This window comes from Ruegeria sp. BG11, assembly GCF_056538565.1.
On record NZ_JBQFTH010000002.1, the window covers coordinates 327502 to 350012 of the forward strand.

Genomic DNA, 22511 nt, shown 5'->3' on the forward strand with positions numbered 1-22511 from the left:
CAACCAGGCCGGTTTACGGGTGTCGTGCAGATTGCAGGCCCCAATAGAAAGGGGGCCGTCGAGGCCCCCGTTTCAGAACTTCATGCAGCTTGTGTCAGTCGCGCGTACCCGCAAATTTCTCCTGCCACTCTTCACGGTCCTCGTCGGCGATCTTGGCGAACAGGACATCAGGTACCGAGAACGCATGACCTGCGGGCAGGGCGTTCAGCGCGGCCTCGACATCTTCGGGCCAGCTTGTATCCAGCGTATTCATTGCACTCAGCATCTTGGCTGAAGCGTCGGGAATAAAGGGCGCGCTCAAAACCGCATAGAGGCGGATCAGGTTGAGACCAAGGCGTACCTGTGCGGCCGCTTGCTCGGGGTCTTCCTTGAAAGTCGACCACGGGGCTGCGGATTGCAGGTATTCGTTACCGGCCACCCAGATCGCCCGCAGCTCTTGCGCGGATTTGCGGACTTCCATCGCCTCCATGTGGCCTTCATAGGCGCGAACGCGGCGAGTGATGTCCGCGATAAGCTCTTGTTCGCGCGTGCCAAATGTACCGCCTTCGGGCACGGCTTCGCCAAATTTCGAGCGGCAGAACTTGGTGATGCGGCTGACGAAATTGCCCAGCACGTCGGCCAGGTCCTTGTTGACCGATTGCTGGAAGTTCTCCCAGGTGAATTCGCTGTCGCTGCTTTCGGGCGCGTGGCTCAGCAGCCACCAGCGCCAGTAGTCGGCCGGAAGGATGTCCAGCGCCTGGTCCATGAAGACGCCACGGCCCTGGCTGGTCGAGAATTGGCCACCGTCAAAGTTGAGGTAGTTGAACGACTTGATGTAATCGACCATCTTCCAGGGCTCGCCTGAGCCGAGAATAGTTGCCGGGAAGGACAGCGTATGGAAGGGGACATTGTCCTTGCCCATGAACTGCACGTAACGCACGTCTTCCGCGCCCTTGTCCGTGCGCCACCAGCGTTCCCAATCTGCATCCGTCTTGCCATTGGCGTCGGCCCATTCCTTGGCGCAGGCGATGTATTCGATCGGCGCGTCGAACCAGACATAGAAGACCTTGCCCTCCATCCCAGGCCAGTCCTGATCGCCTTTCTTGACCGGAACACCCCAGTCCAGATCGCGGGTAATGCCGCGATCCTGCAGGCCATCTCCGTCGTGCAGCCATTTCTTGGCAATGGATGTGGTCAGGATCGGCCAATCGGTCTTGCTGTCGATCCAGGCATCCAGCTGATCCTTCATCGCCGATTGGCGCAGATACAAGTGCTTGGTCTCGCGCACCTCAAGGTCGGTCGAGCCGCTGATGGCGCTGCGAGGTTCGATCAGGTCCGTCGGGTCCAATTGCTTGGTGCAGTTCTCGCACTGGTCACCCCGCGCGCGGTCGTAGCCGCAGTTGGGGCAGGTGCCCTCGATATAGCGGTCAGGCAGGAACCGGCCATCGGCATTCGAGTAGACCTGTTTTTCACTGACCTCACGGATCAGACCGGCCTCATCCAACTTGCCAGCGAAGTGCTGCGTCAGGTGGCGGTTCTGTTCGCTGGACGAGCGTCCAAAGTGATCGAAGCTCAGGCCAAAGCGTTTGGCGATATCGGCCTGCACGGCATACATATCGGCGCAATACTCGGCGACGGGCTTGCCCGCTTTGGCAGCGGCCAGCTCAGCCGGGGTGCCGTGTTCGTCAGTGGCGCACAGGAACATGACCTCGTTCCCACGGCCACGCTGGTAACGTGCGTACAGGTCGGCAGGCAATTGCGAGCCGATCAGGTTGCCGAGGTGCTTGATCCCGTTGATGTAGGGGATCGCCGAAGTGATGAGAATCCGAGCCATTTTGCGTGTCCACGTAACTGTCTGCGCGCCCGTCTACCTTATGTAACCGGTCAGCAAAAGACCGGGTTTGTCATGGATGGCACGAAAACCATGGTTGCGGTGAAAAAAGGCCCCACGACCAAATTGTCGATTGTATTCGGGCAAGGGCGCGCGATACCCTTTTGGTGGCCAATTTAATTTCGGCCTTTTGATTTATTGTTGCACGACGTTCTGCGCCCTTTTCAGGCGAAAGAACTTCGATTTCATGGTATTTGTTTATGTTCGATTTTCTTCTCCAAAGCGCATTAACGCCCTTTACTATGGCGCTTGCGCTGCTGTTTGGCCTGTTGGGGGGCGAGGTCATCGCCGCGCTTTTTGGTGGAAGTCTTCTGGCAAGCGAAGGTCTGGTCGAACTAAAGGCCCCCGGTCTGAGTGTTGCGGATTTCGATCTCGATATCGAAGCTGGCATTGATCTGAGTGCGTTGGAACTGGCCGAGATTGAGGCCGAGGCTCCGGCGGCCTCTGCAACAGGAACTCTGACGCGGTTGGGGATTGGCGATGTGCCGGTCATGATCTGGCTGGTGGTCTTGTTGGCCGGTTTTGCGATGTCTGGGATTGGCGTTCAACTGATCGTCGAGGATCTGTTGGGCTCTGATTGGCCTGTTGGGTTGGCCACCATCCCGGCGGGTATTTTTAGCCTTTGGTTTGCGCGCGGTTTCGGCCCGGTTTTTACTCGTTTGTTGACAAAAACCAAAACGGACGGAATGCCTGAACGGGAGCTGGCACGGCGCAGGGGGGTAGTGACCCAAGGCTCTGCGTCGCGCGGACGACCGGCTGAGGTGCGTGTCATGGATCGGTTCGGCAATGCGCATTATGTGAAGGCAGAGCCGTTGCAGGACCGGGACACGCTTGAGCAAGGCACGGACGTTCTTGTTCTGCGGGACAGATTCCTTGACCGTTTCGTGCTGGTCGGACTGTCCGATAGAACAGATCTCCAATCCGTAGAACCATAGCACCAAGGGTGTCTCGTCGCTGCCTCTATTCCTCGCGCGAGCGTTTCAACAAACGCCCAATCGTGAAGGATGTTCTGGGGGCATAGACATAGTTCGTTCGCTCCTCTGGGGTGGGGCGAGAACGCATCCGGGCCAGACCGAAGGCGATCAGACCCAAATGACCAACAGCGACAAAGGCGAACAGGGCGCCCGGGCCGAATTTCTCTATCAACGTGGAGGAGATGTAGGGCGAGGCAATCGCGCCCAGAGCGTACCAGAACATCAGCGCCGCAGACAGCTCGACTCGTTGCTCAGTGGTGGCAAAGTCGTTGGCATGGGCCGAAGAGACCGAGAAGATCGGGAAGGTGGTGAACCCGAACACCCATGCCGCCAGCATCACCCCGAGCGTCCCAGTGTTGCTGGCCATCATGGTTATTCCACAACTCAAAACCGCAGCGGCAGACAACCAGATCAGCACCCAGCGCCGGTCATATTTATCCGCAAGCCATCCCATCGGGTACTGCGCCATCGCGCCACCCAAAACAAATGAGGCGAGGAAGAAGGCGATCTGATCAATGCCCAGCCCGACCTCTTGCCCGTAGACGGGGCCGACCATACGGAATGAGGCAGAGCTGAGCGCCGCAACAATCACTCCGGCAACCGCCAGAGGCGAACTGCGCCAGGCCAATTTGGGGCGCAGGCGCGGAGCGTCTGGGGTTGCGGGTTGGCTGGCGCGTGTCAGGGTCAGCGGCAGCAAGGAGGCACAACACAGGATCGCCAGCAGATTGTACGAGACGTAAGAGGCAGGCGGCAGGACCGCGATGATCAACTGCGCGCACAGCGATGCACCCATATCGGCGATGCGATAGGTGCCCATGGCGCGCCCCCGGGTCTCATTGGTGACTTTCGCGTTCAGCCAGGCCTCGATCACCGTGTAACACCCGGCGACACAGGTGCCGGATGCGATCCTCAGGAACGCCCAGACATAGGGGTTTTCGGTCAGGGTATGGCCAATCAGGCCCATCGCGCCCAGCGCTGTGCAGACGGCGAAGGCACGGGAATGCCCGACGCTGCCCATCAGGCGCGGTGCCCACCAGCAACCAACAAAGAAACCGATGAAATGCGCCGAGCCCAACAGACCGATTTGTTCGGTGGTGAAGTTCAGGGTGATGCCGGAAATGGCATCGAGCGGCCCAACGCCGCCGGTCGACAGTTGCAGCAGAATGACAGAAAGGAACAGGGCGGCAAAGGAAATGATCGTGCGCATGATGGTTCTACCTTGGCGAGGCTTTCAGACAATGCGCGTAGCTAATCGACGTCAAGGAGTCGTTTTTGAACTTTCGCCTTTGGTCAAAGGCGGCTGATCTCGGCTCGAATGTCCAGTGTGACGGTGTCATTCACCAGATCGGGATAGCCCGAGGCGCCAAAGTCGTGCCGGTTCAGCGCGCCCTTCAAGCTGATCGACAGGCGATCCAGATCACCCGCCGCTGTGCCCTGCGGACGGTAGAGGCTGGCTTGCAATGTGATCGGACGCGTCACCCCCCGAACTGTTAGGTCCCCGGTGATACGGGCCCCGTCCGAGATGCGCCCATCCTGCCCAAGTTCGATCTCGGTTGAGACGAAGGTGATGGTCGGATGGCTTTCGGCGTCCAGAACACTGGGGCTGAGCATCGGCGCGCGCGCGAAGGGCAGTCGGGTCTTGGCTTTGCTCACGTCCAATGCCACCTGCACCCGGCTGTTTTGCAGGCGGGTCGTATCCACTTGAACATCCGCTGTCCGGATCGGCATGGTACCGCTTTGCGCGACGCCGGACAGATCGAAGCTGAAACCAACCTTCGTATCGCTTTCCGACAGGGCATAGGGGCTGAGCGCTGCATGCAGCGTTTGGGCGAATGGTAGGGTCGCCAGCCCCGTAAGAACGGCACGTCGGTTCAAATCTCTCATGACCGGACGCTAGGGCGCGCGGCCCCTTGGACCAACAAAAAAATGCGTGATTAGGTGTGTTCAGTCCACGGCGGCGATCTGGTCAAGCTGCAGCCCGACGCGCGGTTTGATCTGCGTGGCGATCCAACTGACCGGAGGCAGGGCGCGGGCGCGGCGGCGGGTCAGGGTCCAGCGGCGCGCCTCGCCCTGATGCGCGGCGGCCATGTGCCAGCGGGTCTCGATCCCTTGCGCGCCTCCATCACCGGGCGTCAGCAGCAGACCCAGCGGGGCCCGCCCCATGGTGCCGCCCTGTTCGGCGGCCAGATGCATCCGGCGCACGGGCGTCAGCCCCGGCGCGCCGGGCAGATCCCCGACGATCAGCGGGATGGCTCCGCTGCGCAGCGCTTCTTCCATGCACCACAGCAGGTCTTCGGCGCGGGTGGGGCGGACAAAGATGAACCGGGCGGGATCGGCAAAGGGCATCATCCCGTCTGGATTCAGCTGCCCGGGCTCCCACGCTGGAGAAATCCATAGGACCGGCCCCTGCATCTGACCGGCCAACCACATGGCAAAGCTGCGCCGCGCGGGGCCGCAGCCTTCATGCACGCGCCCCAGTTGCAGGGTGATCCCATCCTGTAGCGTAACCCCCGGCGCGGCGCGCGCGGGCTTTTGACCAAGAAGCTGAACAGACATGAGCAACTCATATCATGTTCTCATTTTGTTCTCAAGCGCTACACATGCCTAGCGCGAAAGGATCATACGTCCATCGGTGAACTGGATGTTCGAAAAACGATGCAGGTAGTCCATGCCCAGAAGCGACTTGTGTAAATCACCTTCGTTGATCCAGGCCGAGACATTCTGGTCGGTGATTGGCCCCACCGTCAGCGTGTCCAGCCGCACCGGAGCGGTCCGGACCTCTCCATTGGCGGTCAGGGCGCGGCCAAAGTAGTTCAACTGGTTCGGGTCGATCCCCGCGCGTCTGGCGTCTTTGTCGCTGAGAACAATTTGGCTGGCACCGGTATCGACCAGAAAGGTGATCGGTTCTCCGTTCACCTGAACCGGCAGATAGTAATGCCCGTCCGCCGAGCGGGGGACCTCGATCGACTCACCTGTCACCGTCATCTGCGGAGCAGGGCCGACCGTCGTGCGGATATCCTCCCACAGGCCAACCACGGCCACGACACCCACGAAGATGAACACCCAGGCCATGACCTGCTGCAGGGTTTTGTTCAGCGATTGGCGGTTCTGTGCCAGGAACCAGAACACAACAGCTGTGCCCAGCACGCTGAGGTAGACCAAACGCATTACATTGTCGGTGTCCATGCCGAAATCCTTACTCGCTACACAGCAGTATATGGGGGGTCAGGACGCGAATCCAAAGGCCTTGAGGCCATCCAGAATGAACTGAACCGACAAAGCCGCCAGCAACATACCCAGCAGCCGGGTCAGAACGTTCAGCCCAGTCTTGCCCAGAATGCGGCCGATCAACCCGCCAGCCAGGAAGAAGATCAGGACAACAGACATAACCGCCAGCATGACGATGCAGGCCTCGACAATGCCCAGCACGCCGGGATGCTGGCCGGCCAGCAGGATTATCGTCGCGATCGAACCCGGCCCCGCGATAAGCGGAATGGCCAGAGGGAACACGGACGGGTCGGGATGTTCCTCTTCTTCGGCCCGGTCTTCGCGGCGTTTGGTGCGGCGGTCGAACAGCATGTCCAAAGCGGTCAGGAACAGCAAGGCCCCACCTGCAACACGGAAGGCGGCCATTGAGATCCCGACAAAGCCCAGCAGCGCCTCGCCAAAGGCGGCAAAGGCGATCAAGATAAAGACGGCAGTGAGGCAGCTACGAAAGGCAGTTTTGCGCCGAGTCTTCGCATCCATGTCCTGTGTCAGCGCCACGAAAATCGGCGTGGTGCCAAACGGGTCGATCACCACGAACAAGGTGGTGAAGGCTGTAATGAAAAAGGCCAGATCCATCATGCGGCATTCTCGGCTTGTTCAAGGCGTTCCGCTGCGGCCACCCATAGGGCCTCGGCTTTTTGCATGGCTTCCGAGACCTCGGCGAATTTGCGGTTCCAGGTCTCCAGATCGTTGATCCTGTCATCCTCGTACAGCGCTGGATCCGCCAGCTTGGCCGAGAGTTTCTCGTGCATATCCGTCAGCTTTTCAATCCGGTCCTCGCATTTACGTAGATCGGCGCGCAGGGCGAGCATCGCCTCGCGAGACGGGCGTTTGGGCTTTGCAGCCTGCGGCTTTGTTTTGACTGGCTTGTCCCGCGCCAGCAGCATGGTGCGATAGGCCTCAAGGTCGTCGTCGAACGGCTTGACCGTCCCGTCCGAGACCAGCCACAATCGATCTGCTACCAGAGACAGCAGGTGCATGTCGTGGCTGACCAGCACAACCGCACCGGAATAGGCGGTCAGCGCCTCAACCAGCGCCTCGCGGCTTTCGATATCAAGGTGGTTGGTCGGCTCGTCGAGGATCAGCATATGCGGCGCATCAATGGTGGCGAGCAGCAGCGACAGGCGGGCTTTTTGCCCACCGGACAGGCGGCCAACCTCTGTCTCAGCTTGGTCGGCGTTCAGGCCAAACCCGGCCAGGCGCGAGCGCCATTTGCCCGGCGCTTCATCCGGGCGCAGACGGCGCAAGTGGTCCAGCGGGGTTTCGTCCACATACAGCTCATCCACCTGATGCTGCGCGAAGTAACCGATCCGCAGCTTGTTACTGCGGGCCATTTTGCCGGCCATCAGGGGCAGACGGTCTGACAAGAGTTTGGACAGAGTCGATTTACCCTGACCGTTCTTACCCAGCAGCGCGATCCGGTCGTCCTGATCAATGCGCAGGTTCAGGCGACGCAGAACCTCGACCTCGCCATAGCCGGTTACACCACCTTCGATCTGAATGATGGGCGGCGACAGTTCCTCGGGCTCGGGGAAGGAAAACGCGCGCAAAGCGGCCTCTTGCGGGGTAGAGACCAGCTGGATGCGTTCTATCATCTTCAGGCGGGATTGGGCCTGAACAGCTTTGGACGCCTTGTAGCGGAAGCGATCCACAAAGCTTTGCAGATGCGCGATGCGGGCTTTGGCCTTGGCGTTCTCGGATTCCGCCTGCGCCAGACGTTCCGCGCGGCGCTCGGCGAACTTGTCGTAGGGCACTGCGTAATAGGTAAGCTTGCGATCTTCCAGATGCAGGATCGACCCCACGGCTCTGTTCAACAGCCCACGGTCGTGGCTAATGATAATGACCGTATGTGGATATTTCGCCAGATAGCTTTCCAGCCACAGCGCGCCTTCGAGGTCCAGATAGTTGGTCGGTTCGTCCAGCAGCAGCAGATCGGGCTGGGAAAACAGCACCGCCGCCAGCGCCACGCGCATCCGCCAACCGCCCGAGAAATCGGAACAAGGGCGCAACTGGTCGTCGTCATCAAAGCCCAGACCTTTGAGGATCGAGGCCGCGCGCGCCTCGGCCGACCAGGCGTCGATATCGGCCAGACGGGTCTGGATCTCGGCAATGCGGGCGGGGTCCTCAGCGGTCTCAGCTTCGGCCATCAGGGCGCCGCGTTCGGTATCGGCGGCCAGAACGGTATTGATCAGCGACACGTCGGACGAGGGCACCTCTTGCGCCACACCGCCAATCCGCGCGCGTTTCGGGGTCGAGATATTGCCCGATTCCAGTGCCAACTCACCCCGGATCAGGCGGAAGAGGGTGGTCTTACCGGTGCCATTGCGGCCAACAAGGCCAACCTTATGCCCATCCGGGATGGTTGCGCTGGCCCCGTCGAACAGAGGGCGGCCCTCAACGGCGTAAGTGATGTCTTCGATCCGTAGCATGACGCGCTCTTAGCAGAGCCGTGATGCCGCCGCCAGCGGCTAAGCATGTTCAACAGACCAGCGATGTGTTAGCGCTTTCTCGTTTGCCAATTTGAAACGGTTTTGACCATGCGCGCCGCCCAGACGCCTCCAACTTTGATCACGCTGATCTTTGCTACGGCGCTGTCGGTTCTTTCGCTGAATATGTTCCTGCCTTCGCTGGCGCATATGAGTGAAGATTTCGCGGTCGACTATGGTCTCGTGAATTTGTCAGTTGCGGGGTATCTTGCGGTTTCGGCCGTACTTCAGCTGATCATGGGGCCGCTGTCGGATCGTTACGGACGCAGACCTGTGCTGTTGACCTCTATGACGATCTTTGTTTGCGCTTCAATCGGTTGCGCGCTCGCCGAGTCGATCTGGCTATTCCTTGGCTTCCGCCTGTTGCAAGCCGCTGTGGTGGCGGGCTCAGTCTTGTCCAGCGCGTCGATCCGGGATCAGTACCCACCGAATGAAGCCGCCAGCAAACTTGGCTATGTCGCTATGGCGATGGCCCTCGCACCGATGCTCGGGCCGATGCTGGGCGGGGCGCTTGATATGCTTTTCGGGTGGCGGGCCGGGTTTGTTTTGTATTCTCTGTTGGGGGCGGGACTGTTGACCTTGCTTTGGTTCGATATGGGTGAGACCAATACCAATCGCTCCTCAACGTTTGCTGCACAGCTGAGAGAATACCCGCACCTGTTCCGTGCCCGCAGGTTCTGGGGCTATGCCCTATGCGCGGCGTTCTCAATTGGGGGGTTCTACAGCTTTATCACCGGTGCGCCCTTAGTGGCTGCAGCGTGGTTCGATCTGAGCCCCGCGATGCTGGGTCTAGGCATTGGCATCATCACCGGCGGCTTCATGGCGGGCAATTTCATCACCGGTCGCATTGCTGCACGGACCCGGCTGACCACGATGATCCTAATCGGGCGAATTGTGGCCTCGACGGGCCCTTTCCTGGGGTTGCTTTTGTTTCTGGGTCAGATGGGCTCGGTCTGGGTATTCTTCGGTTCGGCCATCTGCGTAGGGTTTGGCAACGGGTTGACCAACGCCAACGCGTCGGCTGGCGTCATGTCGGTGCGCCCGAAACTGGCAGGCAGCGCCGCAGGTCTTTCGGGCGCGATGATCGTCGCGTTGGGGGCTGTGCTGACCTCCATCACCGGAACATTCGTCAACGCCGAAAACGGCCCGTATCTGGTTCTGGGCATGATGAGTGGCAGCAGTTTCATTGGCCTGCTTGCGGTGCTCTACGTTCGCCGTGTCGACCGTCTAGAGCCTTTGCCTGACACAATCTGAACCGCAAAGCGCGGGGCAAGGCATCATAAGACTTTCCATGAGCCACAGACCATGTTAGGCGGCGCGCGATGTATTTCGGCGCGGGCCCCGCGCCACATTGTAAGGAGAGGCCGACATGGCACTGGAACGCACATTCTCGATCATCAAACCCGATGCAACCCGCCGCAACCTGACCGGCAAAATCAACGCCAAGTTCGAAGAGGCGGGCCTGCGCATCGTTGCGCAAAAGCGCATCCACATGACCAAAGAACAAGCCGGCAAGTTCTACGAAGTCCACGCCGAGCGTCCGTTCTATGACGAACTGTGCGAATTCATGTCGTCGGCTCCGGTCGTTGTTCAGGTTCTGGAAGGCGAAGGCGCCATTGCAAAGAACCGTGAAGTCATGGGCGCAACCAACCCCGCAGACGCAGCTGCCGGCACCATCCGCGCCGAGTTCGCTGAGTCGGTTGGCGAAAACTCGGTCCACGGTTCGGACGCACCTGAGACAGCAGCGGTTGAGATCGCCTACTTCTTCTCGGGCATCGAACTGGTCGGCTAAGCCACCACTTTGATGAACAGATTGGGCCGCTCCTGCTAGGGGCGGCCTTTTTCGTTTCAGATCTGCTTCAGATCGTGGGCTGCAACCCGTACTCCGATGGCATCCAGGTCTGAGACCATTTGGCTTTCCGGGGCCGCCTTGGTGCCGGATTTGATCGTGTCAAACCTTTGTCTTAACGCCTTTTTCTCATCTCCCTTGCAGTCGTTCCAAGGGCGGCCCTGGAGCCCCATCACCAGCACATAGTAGCCGATGAAATGCGGTTTTGTTCCTGCTGCCAACAGCTTGGCATAGGCAGCGTCGGCGCCCAGCTCGCGCAGCTCCTGCGCCGAATGAATGCCCGCGCGGGTGCAGGCCTGTTCGAAGGCAGGGCCGAGGTTGCGGATGGAGGAGATCGGATCAGACATGTCTTGGTTTTAGCCGGACGGTTTTGACCTGTCACCCGCACAAATCCCCGCTTTGGTTGATCTTGTTCTTGATGCAGGGCGCGATTCACGGTCTCATAACTTTATGTAGAAGGATCTGGCAGGGGGAAGACGTGTCGCAGGGAACAAACGGGTTCTTCATCCTCCCCGGCAGGCTTGATCAGGCCGCGTTCGAGCGCGCTTTGCCCAATCACACTGTCGATATCGAGATGGGCAGCGCCGCGCGTGTCTTTATGCTTGATTGCCACGATCAGTCGCTGCGCAGTTCCGGCCGGTTACTGTTCGAGAGCAGAGGGAGCTTGCGGCTTGTCTCCATGCAGGGGCAGGTCTCAGAGCAGCACGCAGACGGCAAGGGGCAATTCGTTCAGAACCTGCCTGACGGGCCGGTGAAGGCGGCGCTGAGCGCCTTTCCTACTTTGCGCGCCCTGACGCCAATTGGCACCGGCGAGGTTGAGGAAGGCACGCTCACGATTCTCGACGATCTGCAAAAGACGCAGGTTCGGGGGCATATCCTGTCGCCGCGCACGGATCGCGGGCAGGTGGCGTTTGTCTGGCTGAAAAAACTGCGCGGCTATGATCGCGCTTTTGCTGCGGCCTGTGAGAGTCTTGAGGGGATAACTTCGGGCGGCATTGACGACTTGTTCGACGCTTTGTTCCCAGACATGGCGCGTTACCGTGCCAAACCGGAGATTGCGCTTGGCACGCAAGAACCGTCCCTGGAGGTCGCGGCCGACCTGATCCGGATCTATCTGGGCGTCGCACGTCAGAACGAAGCTGGCATAGTGGCGGATATTGATACTGAATTTCTGCATGACTACCGGGTGTCTTTGCGGCGCATCCGCTCAGTCGTGAGCTTGTTCAAAGGGGTGTTTTCAGACCAGCAGACGGCAGAGTTGAAACGGGTTTTCTCGGACCTTATGGCCCCAACCGGGCGATTGCGGGATCTGGATGTATATCTTCTGGAAAAGGATATGTATCTCAGCTTTGTACCGGAAAATCTTCATGCTGGTGTACAGGCCATGTTCGACCGGTTCGAACAAGAGCGCGCAAGGGAACTATCCCGTCTGACCCGCCATTTGCGCAGCTCCGCCTACGAAACTGCGATGACCGATCTGGCGCAGAAATTTTCAAGCTCTGAAAACCTGATACCCGGGCCGAGCGCTGATCGCGGAGCCTATAGCTATGCCTGCGCGCTAATCTGGAAACGTTATCGCAAGACTTGCAAACTCGCCCGCAGTATTAGTGACGAGACGCCAGACCAAACCGTTCACGACCTGCGGATCGATTGCAAGAAACTGCGTTATCTGATGGAGTTCTTCGGGCCTCTGTTCGACGCGAAGGATTTCAAAACGATCCTCAAGCCTCTGAAAAAGCTGCAAGATAATCTGGGTCTGTTCAACGATTACTCGGTCCAGCAAGAGGCGCTGCTGGCTTTTGTTGCGGACCAAAGCACCGCCCAAGGCCGCGTGGACGCACAGCTTGGTTTAGCCGCAGGAGGGCTGATCGCCGTTCTCGACCAACGCCAAAAAGCCGAACGCGCACGCGTGATTTCAAACTTTCAGCATTTCGACAGCCCGGAGATTCGGCATCTTTTCCGCAGCCTGTTTCACCATACAAAGGAGTGAGGAATGAAGATCATTGCCTGCTACAGTAACAAGGGCGGGGTAGGGAAGACCGCGACCTCGGTGAACCTTGCCTATGCCTTTGCGCAGGCAGGTCAGCAGGTGCTTTTATGCGATCTGGATCCGCAGGGGGCCTCGGGGTTCTATTTCCGGGTCAAGCCTTCGAAAAAGCTGACAGACGCGCGTTTTTTTGAGGATGTGGAACGGTTTACCAAGGCCATCCGAGCCAGTGACTTCGAAGGTCTGGATGTGTTGCCCGCCAACTTGACATTTCGCGATTTTGACGTGTTCCTGTCCAGGATGCGCAACAAGCGCTCGCGTTTGAAGAAGGCTCTGGTCGCGGCAGGCAGCGATTATGACGTGATTATTCTGGATTGCCCGCCGAACTTCTCGACCCTGTCCGAGAACATTTTTCGCGCCGCTGATGAGATTGTCGTACCGGTGATCCCGACGACACTCTCGGAACGCACCTTCGACCAGTTGGTCGGCTTTTTCGAGGAGCACAAGCTGCGGAAAAAGAAGCTGAGGGCGTTTTTCTCGATGGTGCAGAGGCGCAAGATTTTGCATCAGGAGACGATGGAGAAGATGCGGGGGCTATACCGCAAACGGTTTCTGCAAACCTCGATTCCCTTCACTGCGGATATCGAGAAAATGGGCCAGCACCGCGCTCCGGTCAGCACCTATGCTGCACGCAGTGCGGCCAGCGCTGCATATCAGGCGCTCTATAATGAATTGGATAACGGGGTGATTGCATCGAAATGAGCATCGAAATCGAACGCAAATTTCTGGTCGCTGAACTGCCTGATCTGGGTGGCACTACGAAGGCCGTGGTGCGGCAGGGTTATCTGACGGCCAGCGAGGACTCGGTGGAGATGCGCCTGCGGCAGAAGAATGACAGCTATTTCCTGACCCTCAAAGGCGCGGGCGGACTGGTTCGGGTCGAACGGGAGGCTGAGATTTCAGCCGATCAGTTCGAAACCTTCTGGCCCGAGACCGAGGGGCGGCGGGTAGAAAAGGTGCGGTATACAGGCACGCTGCCGGATGGGCATGTGTTTGAATTGGATGTGTTCGAAGGCGATCTGGCACCGCTGTGTCTGGTTGAGGTCGAATTCACCTCGGAGCAAGATGCGAAAGGCTACACGCCGCCCGCGTGGTTCGGTGCGGATGTGACCGAGGATAAGCGTTATAAAAACAAGAATATGGCGATCAAAGGACGCCCGAGTTAGCGCGCCAGTTTCAACGTAGTTTCGAGGCCAGGATCGCAGTTGCGCGCCTCGAACGCGCCGCCATGCATCCTTGAGATTGCAGCCACCAAGGCAAGACCTAACCCGGCGTTACGCTCTGTCCGCGCGGGGTCGAGCGTTACGAAAGGCTGTTGCAAGCGAGGCAGGTCCTGTTCCGGAACGCCGGGTCCTTCATCGCGCACGCTGAGGCGGGTGCAGGCGGTGTCCTCTGCAAGGGATACGGTGATGGTCGAGTCCTCTGGCGCATAGCGCAACGCGTTGTCCAGAAGGTTGGACAAGGCTTGCGACAGAAGGGGGCGGTGACCTTGGATGGGGCTGGCCTTTCCTGTAACTTCAAGTCGGACATTCTGGTCTCCCGCAACCGGCTCATAAAGGTCCACGACATCCGCAACCAGTTGGTGCAGATCGACATCCTCAAACTGTTCGCGCCCCAGCCCGGCTTCAGCGCGTGAGATTTCGGTCAGTTGTCCGAGCACACGCAAGACATGATCAACCTCGGTGGTGGCCCGAGCGATGTCGATCTCGCGGTCCAGATCGCTTTTGTCCGGGTCGGACAGCGCTTCAACCCGTTGTTTCAACCGGGAAAGAGGGGATCGCAGGTCATGCGCGATTGAGTTCGAGGTAGTACGCAGGTTGCTGATCAGCTCTTCAATCCGGTCGAGCATGGTGTTCAAAGTCCCGGCGACCTGATCGAACTCATCTCCGGTGCCGCGTATAGGCATCCGACGGGACAGATCACCCGAGACAATGTTCTCCGCCGTGCTGGCAATGTCGGACAGGCGCGAAAACACCAGCCGGGTGAACAGCCATCCGGTCAACAGGCTGAGGAGAAGCGCAATCCCGAGCGCCAGCGCAACCGAGCGCAGCAGGACGCGGTCAAATTGCTGACGGGCAACGGCATCACGCCCGACGATAAGGCGCTCGCCACCGGGCAGGCGGATCGAGGCGGCAGAGACTGGCACCAGCTCATCATTGTCGGCCCGGCGGACCTCAAGATCGACCCAGCCACTGCCTGCCGTGATGTCCTCGGGCCAATGCTTGAGATTGCCCGCCAGCTTGTTGCCGAACCGGTCGGTCAAAAGATAAAGCGCGTCGCGTTCCGAGGCACTGGGCAGGCGGCGTTCGATGGCGGTTATAAGGCCAATGAGACCGCGCCGCTCATATTCATCGGCAAGCCCGGTCAGCTCTGCCGAGACGACCGAACGTGTTTCGGATTCGATGCTGCGATTGGCCGTCACATAGACCAAAGCCAGCACCGTCGCCGTAAGAATGGTGCTGAGAACCATGCTGGCGACGACAAGTCTTGTTCTGGAATTATTTACCGAAAGCCGAAGGTTATCCATCAGACATCATGTAACCCGCGCCCCGGACTGTTTCAATCAGCGGTACATCTCCGCCTTCGTCCAGTTGACGCCGCAGTTTTGAGATGTGGACGTCCACTACGTTTGTGTTCGGGTCGAAGTGATAGTCCCAAACGCCCTCGAGCAGCATGGTGCGTGACACAACGCGGTTCTTGCGGCGCAGGAAGAATTCAAGGATCTGGAATTCGCGCGGGGTCAAAGAGATCTCATGCCCGTCACGCGTGACCTTGCGGGTCAGCAAGTCCATCTCAAGGTCCTTGCAAGTCAGGGTCGGTGTTTCTTCGGCGTCCTGCGGGCGGCGCAGCAGCGCCTCGATCCGTGCATGAAGCTCCTGGAACGAGAAGGGCTTGACCAGATAATCATCCGCGCCCGAACGTAGACCTTTGACACGCTCATCAACGGCGCTCATGGCGGTCAGCATCAGAACCGGCGTCTTCAGCCCGGCAGCGCGCATGGATTTGATCAGGGACAGGCCATCCAATCCGGGCAACATCCGGTCCAGAACAATGGCGTCAAAACCTCCGTCAGTGGCGTGGTACAGACCTTCGCGGCCATCTGCGGCAACCTCGACCACATAGCCTTCTTCGCTGAATCCCTTTGCGATGAAGTCCCGTGTATCCGCGTCATCTTCGACGATCAGCAGGCGTCTGCTCATGATGGAGGCTCCTTTCTATTCGAATTTAAACACAATTTTTGGCCAAAGCACATGGCCTGAGGAAAACACGAGCCGGGTGCGTCCTTGCGCACCCGGCACGCCTGGCGAATTGCGGACAAACCAATCCGCCAGGAGGCGCGCACCAGATCTCCCCATCATGTGGCGCGCGCGGGCCTGAGGTCAGACGATTTCGACCGCTACGAAGATCTGGTTGCCGCCGCGGTTGATCAACACGAGGGCAGGGTCGGTCTTCTCGCTGTCCAAAGCCGCCTTAAGGGCATCCGGCGAAGCGGTCTCCTGGCTGCCCAGCTTGACGATCACATCGCCCCGCTGCAGTCCGGCCTTGGCGGCAGGGCTTTCGGGCTTCAGATCGGTCACGACAACCCCATCGATCCCTTCGCCAACACCCATTTCTGCGCGTGCGGCCTCGGTCAGTGGGGCAACGGTGACGCCGAGCGATGTGCCCGAGACCTCGGCTTCGACCGGCGCGTCCGTCTGGGCAGACGCCGTCTGGTGTTGGCCGATGGTCAGTTCCAGCTGCTGCTCGGTGCCATCCCGCAGGACAGTCAGAACGCTGTCGGTGCCTACTTTGGTGGTGCCCACAAGGAGAGGCAGGTCGCTGCTGTTGTCCACGGGTTCATTGTTGAAGCTCAGGATCACATCGCCTTGCTGCAGTACACCATCTGCCGGGCTGTCAGTCACGACATCTGACACCAGCGCGCCGGTTGAAGCGTCGATGCCCAACGCAGCTGCCAATTCAGGGCTGACATTCTGGATCGAAACACCCAGCCATCCGCGGCTGATCTCTCCATCATCGCGCAGATCGGTCGTGATGTGATCCACGATGTTAGATGTAACGGCGAAGCCCAACCCGACCGAACCGCCGCTTGGCGAGTAAATGGCTGAATTCACGCCGATAACCTCGCCCTCCATGTTGAAAAGTGGGCCACCCGAATTGCCTTTGTTGATGGCGGCATCGGTTTGGATGAATTCGGCGTATGGTCCTTGCGAAATATTGCGCCCTTTGGCGGACACGATGCCGGTGGTGACGGTGGAACTCAGACCGAAGGGATTGCCGATGGCCACGACGTCTTCACCGACACGGATCACGTCGCTGTCACCCAGAGTCACCGCTTGCAGCTCAGCCTCAGGCTCGATCTTCAGGACGGCGATATCGGTTAACGGGTCGGTGCCGACGACCTCGGCGTCATAAGTGCGGTCGTCGCTCAGACGGACTGTGATGGTCGAGGCATTGTCGACCACGTGATGATTGGTGACGATGTAACCCTCGGCATCCAGTACAAAACCGGATCCCAGACCCTGGGACGGACCGCGCTGTGGCATGTCGAAGCCTTCGGGCGCTCCGAACCTTTTGAAGAACTCACCAAAGGGATGGTTTTCCAGATCAAAGTCCTGACTCCGAGCAGGCGTCGCGACCGCGTCCTGTTCTGCAATGATGGTCACGACCGAAGGCGAGACTGTCTCGACCAGATCGGCCAGCGCTTCATCAGCCATCGAGGGCAGGGCGGTTGTGGCCAGAAGGGCTGCGCCCAAGGCACTGGCGCCAACCCAGCTGGATTTGCTCGGCAATAGTAGTGAGGATTTACGGATGCTCATTTCTTGTCTCCTGTTCACGTCGCGCGAATTGAGGCGCGCGTTGAAACAGCAAATGAGCCCTCAATCTGTGTCTTTCCTGACTGATGAATTAAGAAAACTTAATTTTGCCACAAAGCACATGTTCCGTGTCGTCGGAACGCTGTTGGGATTCGCGGATTCTGGCCTGCTGACACATTCCGAATCGGAGGATTGTTGCTGAATTGGCTGTCAAACTTTGAATTTAGTTGAATTGAATATTGAGCATGAACAAATGGCAGGTCGTTTGGCGGTGTTTTTGAGCACTCTACTTAAAGTAGAAGGTGGCCGAAAAATATTCTGACGATGTAAACTATATTACTGCAATTACATGGTTATTATTGAATAAGACCACGTTTAATGGGGCCATTGTCGGAGGTTCTGCTAACGGAAATCCCCTTAGGGTTGATCTTGACGCAACGAGATGTTGCCTAAAAACCAAACTGAGACGTCCCTAGTTAACCATTTCTTCCAATTTTACGTTGTTTCGAAGGATCGGATCAGCAAATATGAAAGTGCCCAAGTGAGGGGGAGCCAAAGGCACTAGGGGGTGCCCGTGGCTTGCTCAGTCTTAAAGCGCTGGTGGCATGTTAACGAGGGGGTCTTGTTTAGGTTTTAGCTGCTGTACGCCTGACCACCTATATAGGTGATTTGGTTTAGCTTTATTGATTGCTGAAAGTGGTAGTCCTGTTTTGGGCACACGACCCGGTCTTTAACGACCGGGTCGTGTTCATTTACGACCCTCGTTTTCTGAGCCAATCCACCCATGCCTCAGGTGTGTCGAGGTCAAGCAGGGCATTGTCGCCGGGAAGACGTGTCAGGTAGGCCTTGTCCTTATGCGCGCGAATGACGGATTGGGCGCCTTGATCTCCGGTCAGCTTCCGAAGTTCTGGAAAAAGCTGGCGATCAAAAATCACTGGATGACCGGGTTTGCCAGCCGACGTGGCCCCGCGCCAGATCAGATTATCGGGATTGGCGCGTCTCGCGTTCTTCACAGCTCTTAGGTCGTTCGCGGTCAGCTCAGGCAAATCCGCCAGCAGCACCATGACAGCCTGCGAAGCGGCATCCACCCGGGCCAACGCGCCGCGCAAGCTGGCGTTCATGCCTTCTGCCGCGTCCGCAATTGGGACCTTCTGCACATCCAAACCGTCCAGCGCGTCGTAGCGCGCATGCGGGCGGGGAGGGAGCGCAACGATCACCGGTCCGACTCCTAAGGCTGTCATGGCAGATTGTCGCAAAAGGGGTATGCCGTCGACCGCCTGTAGCAGCTTATCTGCACCGCGCATGCGCCGAGATTGCCCTGCCGCAAGCAGTATGATGGGTATGTCTGTCATAGGGGCAACATGCCGTCCGGTTGCAGCGTTGTCAGCCCCTCATTCGGTCTCCTTCAGGATCAAACAGCGGGGTCGAGATCACCCGCGCGGTCCGCATCTGGCCGAGGATTTCGATCTGAACCTCCAGCCCGTCTTTGATACGGTCCGTCGGAAGGAACCCCATCGCGACGGAGGTTTGGGCATAGTGGGAATGGCCGCCTGAGGTGCAAAAACCAACGACCTCTCCGTCCAGCCAAATCGGCTCGTACGCGTTCACATCCGCATCTTCGGCCTCGACCTCGAATGCGATCAGCTTGCGAGTCGTACCGCTATGTCTCTCTGCCTCAGCTGTTTCTCTACCAATGAAGTCGGTGTTTTTGGAGAACGAAATGAACCGATCTAACCCCGTTTCTGCGGCTGTGTAGTCTGGTGAGAACTCACGCATCCACGAGCCAAAGAACTTGTCCAGACGCAAGGACATCATGGCGCGCATGCCGAAAGGCACCATCCCATGGGGTTGCCCGGCCTCCCACAAAGTCCACCAGAGCTGTCGTTGCGCCATCGGATCGCAATAGATCTCATAGCCCAGATCGCCGGTGTAGCTGACCCGCTGCACGAGGCAATCCGTCATGCCGATCGTCATTGGACGCACGTCGAGGAACCGGAGGGTCGAGACTTCCTCGCGCGTGCAGGCGGCCAGTACCTCGGTCGCCTTAGGGCCTGCGATTTGGAAGCCATTCAGCTGGTCGCTGAAATTGCTGATTGAGACGCCCTCGGCTGCGTTCTGCTGGAACCAACGCATGTGGTAGGCTTGGCTGCCGTATGAGGCGGTCAGGCGGAAGTCAGTCTCACTCAGGCAAGACACGGTAAAATCACCGATCAGCTTGCCTTTGGGCGACAGCATCGGGGTCAGGGTGACTCGGCCCGGTTGAGGGATGCGTCCCGCCATGATCCGATCCAGCCACGCGCGGGCATTCGGGCCCGATATGCGATACTTGCCGAAATTGTGGACCTCGTTGATCCCTACACCTTCGCGAACAGCGCGAACTTCGCGCCCCGTGGCGTCGAACGCGTCCGAGCGTCGAAATGAGGGGGTTTCATAACCCGGCTCGTCGCCTTGCGCGAAATAGTTGGCAACCTCCAGCCCGTATTGCTGGCCCCAAACCGCGCCCAGATCGCTGAAGATGTCATACATCGGCGTGGTGCGATTGGGGCGCGCGGCGGGCAGTTCCTCGTTCGGGTAGGCGACGCTGAATCGTTTCTGATAGTTCTCGATGACCTTCGGGCGGGTGTAGCCCGGGCTGATCCAGTCGCCGAACCGCGCCACATCCATGGCGAACACATCGCGCTCCGGCTCGCCTTCGATCATCCACTGCGCCAGTGTCAGGCCAACGCCGCCACCCTGGCTGAACCCGGCCATGACACCGCAAGCAGACCAATAGTTGCGCACCCCGGGCACCGGCCCGACCAGAGGGTTCCCGTCCGGCGCAAATGTGAACGGGCCATGGATCACCGATTTCACCCCGGCCTCGGCCAGAACCGGGAAGCGGCGATAGGCAAACTCAATACTGTCGGTGATCTTGTCGTAGTCGTCGGGCAGCAGTTCATGCCCGAACTCCCACGGCGTTCCGTCCACGGCCCAGGGCTTGCAGGGTTGTTCGTAGAAGCCGATACACAGACCACGCCCCTCCTGCCGCAGATAGCTCTCACCAGCAGGATCCATCACGTGCGGATGCTCTCCGCCTGCGTCGATGATGGCCTCGATCTGAGGGATCGAGTCGGTGACCAGATATTGATGTTCCATTGGATGTAGCGGGAAATAGACACCCGCCATTGCACCGACCTCACGCGCCCAGAGGCCGCCTGCGTTGACCACATGCTCGGCATGGATCGTGCCCTTGTCGGTGACCACATCCCATGTGCCGTCCGCCCGCTGGTTGGTTTCGCGCACCATGCAATGGGTCTCGATGGTGGCTCCGCCCATCCGAGCGGCCTTAGCATAGGCATGGGTCGTGCCCGATGGGTCCAGATGCCCATCCAGCGGGTCGTAAAGCGCACCGATGATTCCGTCGGTATTGGTGATCGGTGCGATCTTCGTGATCTCATCCGGGCCGACGATTTCGGTTTCCAGCCCCATGAACCGGTGCTTGGCGCGTTCGGCCAACAGCATGTCGAACCGATCCTGATTGTCAGCCAGCGTCACCCCGCCAACATGGTGCAAGCCGCAGGACATGCCGGTGATCTCTTCCAGTTCCTTATACAGGCGGATCGTATAGCCCTGAAGCGCCGCCATGTTGGTGTCGCCGTTCAGCGTGTGAAACCCGCCCGCCGCGTGCCAGGTCGAGCCTGAGGTCAACTCGGACCGTTCCAACAGCATGACGTCGGACCACCCCAGTTTGGTCAGGTGATACAGAACCGAGCAGCCAACAACGCCGCCCCCAATGACCGCCACGCGGGTTTGCAGTTTCATGAAAGACTCCCAGATTTTCTGGAAGTCTGACCGGAGGCTCCGGGGGCGCAAGTATAAAAACGACAAAAAATGTCGTGCACATCATCCCGCGCTTAGAGAGGTCTGATCTTCAGCTCTGTCACCCGGTTGCCCTCGCGCGCGGTGACCTCGAACCGGAACCCATGGAAGGAAAATACCTGACCGACCACGGGGATCATCTGCGCCTCATGTATCACAAGGCCAGCGACGGTGTTCGCCTCTTCATCTGGCAGGGACCAGTCGAGGGCGCGGTTGACGTCGCGGATGGTCATGGCGCCTTCGACCAGAAACTGGCCATCCTCGGTGCGGGTCACGGGAACCTCTTCTTCGATATCGAACTCGTCGGCGATTTCACCAACGATTTCTTCGAGAATATCCTCAAGCGTGATCAGGCCGCGCAGCGAGCCGTATTCGTCGACCACAAGGGCAAAGTGGCTGCGAATGCGCAGGAACTCTCGCATCTGGTCGTCCAGAGTGGTGGTTTCCGGTACGAAATAGGGATCGTTTGCCACTTTGGTGATGTCGAACCCGGCCAAACGGTCCGAGTTGCTTTCGGATCCGCCGACCTGCGCATACATCGCGCGGAACAGGTCTTTCGCATGAACCACGCCGATGATGTTCTCGGGCTCGTCGCGGAAGACGGGCAGGCGGGTGTGGCGGCTTTGCAGGCATTGTTCCAGAATGGCATCCGGCTCTGCATCGGCGTCGATCATCTCGATGTTCGAGCGATGGAGCATGATCTCCTCAACCGCGCGATCCCCCAGATCCAGTGCGCCCAGAATGCGGTCACGGTCTTCTTTCTCGACCACACCTTCGGAATGGCCCAGCTGCAACGCACCGGCGATTTCCTCGCGCACGGCGAGGATGTTGCTATCGGGGTCGATCTGGACACCGAAAATGCGCAAGACGCCGCGCACCAACAGGCGCACCGCGGCCACGATGGGCGAGAACACCGTGACGACAACGCTGATGATCGGGGCCACGGCAGAGGCGGCTTTTTCCGAATTGGTGATGGCATATGTCTTGGGAAGAACCTCGGCAAAGATCAGAACCAAAAGGGTCATGACCAGCGTCGCAAGTGCCACACCGCTTTCACCGAACAGTCGGGTGAACAAGGCCGTCGCCAACGAGGCCGCAAGGATATTGACAAGGTTGTTGCCCAGCAGGACCGAGCCGATCAGCCTCTCATTGTCATCGGTGATATCGAGCGCCTTTTGCGCCCCGCGAGAGCCTTTGTCGGCCTGTGCCCTCAGCTTCCCTCGGGACGATGCGGTCAGCGCTGTTTCTGAGCCTGAGAAAAAGCCCGAAAGGACAAGCAAAAGCAGGATAGCGCCAGTGGTAAACCAGAATGCGCCGTCGATCAGAGAGGATGTGGGTTCCATCGG

Annotated in this window: 20 protein-coding genes; 6 read left to right on the forward strand and 14 right to left on the reverse strand. The window is 59.0% G+C overall.

Annotated elements, in window-relative coordinates; translation table 11 throughout:
* Nucleotides 1-94: 94 nt before the first annotated feature.
* Nucleotides 95-1813 (reverse strand): methionine--tRNA ligase, encoded by a 1719-nt coding sequence (gene metG / locus ACR0JF_RS05755; RefSeq protein ID WP_170660365.1) that lies wholly within the window; start codon nt 1811-1813, stop codon nt 95-97.
* Between the two features lie 257 nt (nt 1814-2070).
* Between metG and ACR0JF_RS05760 the strand changes: the two genes are divergently transcribed.
* On the forward strand, nt 2071-2805 hold the full coding sequence (locus ACR0JF_RS05760) for an OB-fold-containig protein (RefSeq protein WP_170660364.1): 735 nt from the start codon (nt 2071-2073) through the stop codon (nt 2803-2805).
* Nucleotides 2806-2830: 25 nt separating this feature from the next.
* On the opposite strand, the gene ACR0JF_RS05765 is transcribed toward ACR0JF_RS05760, so the two are convergent.
* The 6 genes from ACR0JF_RS05765 to ACR0JF_RS05790 form a co-directional block, all read right to left on the reverse strand.
* Nucleotides 2831-4051, reverse strand: coding sequence for an MFS transporter (locus ACR0JF_RS05765; RefSeq protein WP_170660363.1), 1221 nt, complete (start codon nt 4049-4051; stop codon nt 2831-2833).
* Between the two features lie 83 nt (nt 4052-4134).
* Nucleotides 4135-4728 (reverse strand): YceI family protein, encoded by a 594-nt coding sequence (locus ACR0JF_RS05770; RefSeq protein WP_170660362.1) that lies wholly within the window; start codon nt 4726-4728, stop codon nt 4135-4137.
* Between the two features lie 60 nt (nt 4729-4788).
* Nucleotides 4789-5400, reverse strand: coding sequence for a hypothetical protein (locus ACR0JF_RS05775; protein ID WP_170660361.1), 612 nt, complete (start codon nt 5398-5400; stop codon nt 4789-4791).
* A gap of 48 nt (nt 5401-5448) precedes the next feature.
* Nucleotides 5449-6030 carry a retropepsin-like aspartic protease family protein gene (locus ACR0JF_RS05780; protein WP_170660360.1) on the reverse strand — a complete coding sequence of 194 codons (582 nt, stop codon included), beginning with the start codon at nt 6028-6030 and terminating at the stop codon, nt 5449-5451.
* Nucleotides 6031-6069: 39 nt separating this feature from the next.
* On the reverse strand, nt 6070-6690 hold the full coding sequence (locus ACR0JF_RS05785; protein WP_170469775.1) for a MarC family protein: 621 nt from the start codon (nt 6688-6690) through the stop codon (nt 6070-6072).
* Entirely contained in the window at nt 6687-8540 is a 1854-nt protein-coding gene (locus tag ACR0JF_RS05790; RefSeq protein WP_170660359.1) for an ABC-F family ATP-binding cassette domain-containing protein, read from the reverse strand. Before ACR0JF_RS05790 ends, ACR0JF_RS05785 begins: the two co-directional genes overlap by 4 nt.
* A gap of 108 nt (nt 8541-8648) precedes the next feature.
* Between ACR0JF_RS05790 and ACR0JF_RS05795 the strand changes: the two genes are divergently transcribed.
* Together ACR0JF_RS05795 and ndk are read left to right on the forward strand one after the other, a co-directional pair.
* The gene (locus tag ACR0JF_RS05795) at nt 8649-9851 is read left to right on the forward strand and encodes a multidrug effflux MFS transporter (RefSeq protein WP_170660358.1); all 1203 of its coding nucleotides are present in this window, start codon (nt 8649-8651) and stop codon (nt 9849-9851) included.
* 115 nt (nt 9852-9966) lie between these two features.
* On the forward strand, nt 9967-10389 hold the full coding sequence (ndk, locus tag ACR0JF_RS05800; protein WP_155143779.1) for a nucleoside-diphosphate kinase: 423 nt from the start codon (nt 9967-9969) through the stop codon (nt 10387-10389).
* Between the two features lie 56 nt (nt 10390-10445).
* On the opposite strand, the gene ACR0JF_RS05805 is transcribed toward ndk, so the two are convergent.
* Nucleotides 10446-10793: a TfoX/Sxy family protein gene (locus ACR0JF_RS05805; protein ID WP_170660357.1), complete on the reverse strand. Its 348-nt coding sequence runs from the start codon at nt 10791-10793 to the stop codon at nt 10446-10448.
* Between the two features lie 131 nt (nt 10794-10924).
* On the opposite strand from ACR0JF_RS05805, the gene ACR0JF_RS05810 reads away from it, so the two are divergent.
* Genes ACR0JF_RS05810 through ACR0JF_RS05820 form a run of 3 tightly spaced genes read left to right on the forward strand, consistent with a single transcriptional unit; the run spans nt 10925 to nt 13659 of the window.
* Nucleotides 10925-12436, forward strand: a complete 1512-nt coding sequence (locus ACR0JF_RS05810; protein WP_170660356.1) for a CHAD domain-containing protein — start codon at nt 10925-10927, stop codon at nt 12434-12436.
* Between the two features lie 3 nt (nt 12437-12439).
* Complete coding sequence (locus tag ACR0JF_RS05815; protein ID WP_170660355.1) at nt 12440-13195, forward strand: AAA family ATPase; 756 nt, start codon at nt 12440-12442, stop codon at nt 13193-13195.
* Nucleotides 13192-13659, forward strand: a complete 468-nt coding sequence (locus ACR0JF_RS05820) for a CYTH domain-containing protein (RefSeq protein WP_170660354.1) — start codon at nt 13192-13194, stop codon at nt 13657-13659. Before ACR0JF_RS05815 ends, ACR0JF_RS05820 begins: the two co-directional genes overlap by 4 nt.
* Here ACR0JF_RS05820 and ACR0JF_RS05825 read toward each other — a convergent pair.
* From ACR0JF_RS05825 to ACR0JF_RS05850, 6 genes are all read right to left on the reverse strand, one after another.
* Nucleotides 13656-15020: a sensor histidine kinase gene (locus tag ACR0JF_RS05825; protein WP_170660353.1), complete on the reverse strand. Its 1365-nt coding sequence runs from the start codon at nt 15018-15020 to the stop codon at nt 13656-13658. The two genes, ACR0JF_RS05820 and ACR0JF_RS05825, sit on opposite strands and share 4 nt — an antisense overlap.
* Nucleotides 15013-15693: a response regulator transcription factor gene (locus tag ACR0JF_RS05830; protein WP_170376721.1), complete on the reverse strand. Its 681-nt coding sequence runs from the start codon at nt 15691-15693 to the stop codon at nt 15013-15015. Before ACR0JF_RS05830 ends, ACR0JF_RS05825 begins: the two co-directional genes overlap by 8 nt.
* Before the next feature lie 180 nt (nt 15694-15873).
* On the reverse strand, nt 15874-17310 hold the full coding sequence (locus ACR0JF_RS05835; RefSeq protein ID WP_170660352.1) for a DegQ family serine endoprotease: 1437 nt from the start codon (nt 17308-17310) through the stop codon (nt 15874-15876).
* 749 nt (nt 17311-18059) lie between these two features.
* Entirely contained in the window at nt 18060-18659 is a 600-nt protein-coding gene (locus tag ACR0JF_RS05840) for a nucleotidyltransferase family protein (RefSeq protein ID WP_170660351.1), read from the reverse strand.
* Between the two features lie 31 nt (nt 18660-18690).
* Complete coding sequence (locus tag ACR0JF_RS05845; protein ID WP_170660350.1) at nt 18691-21108, reverse strand: GcvT family protein; 2418 nt, start codon at nt 21106-21108, stop codon at nt 18691-18693.
* A 92-nt stretch (nt 21109-21200) separates the two neighbouring features.
* Nucleotides 21201-22508 (reverse strand): HlyC/CorC family transporter, encoded by a 1308-nt coding sequence (locus tag ACR0JF_RS05850; RefSeq protein WP_170376728.1) that lies wholly within the window; start codon nt 22506-22508, stop codon nt 21201-21203.
* Nucleotides 22509-22511: the final 3 nt, after the last annotated feature.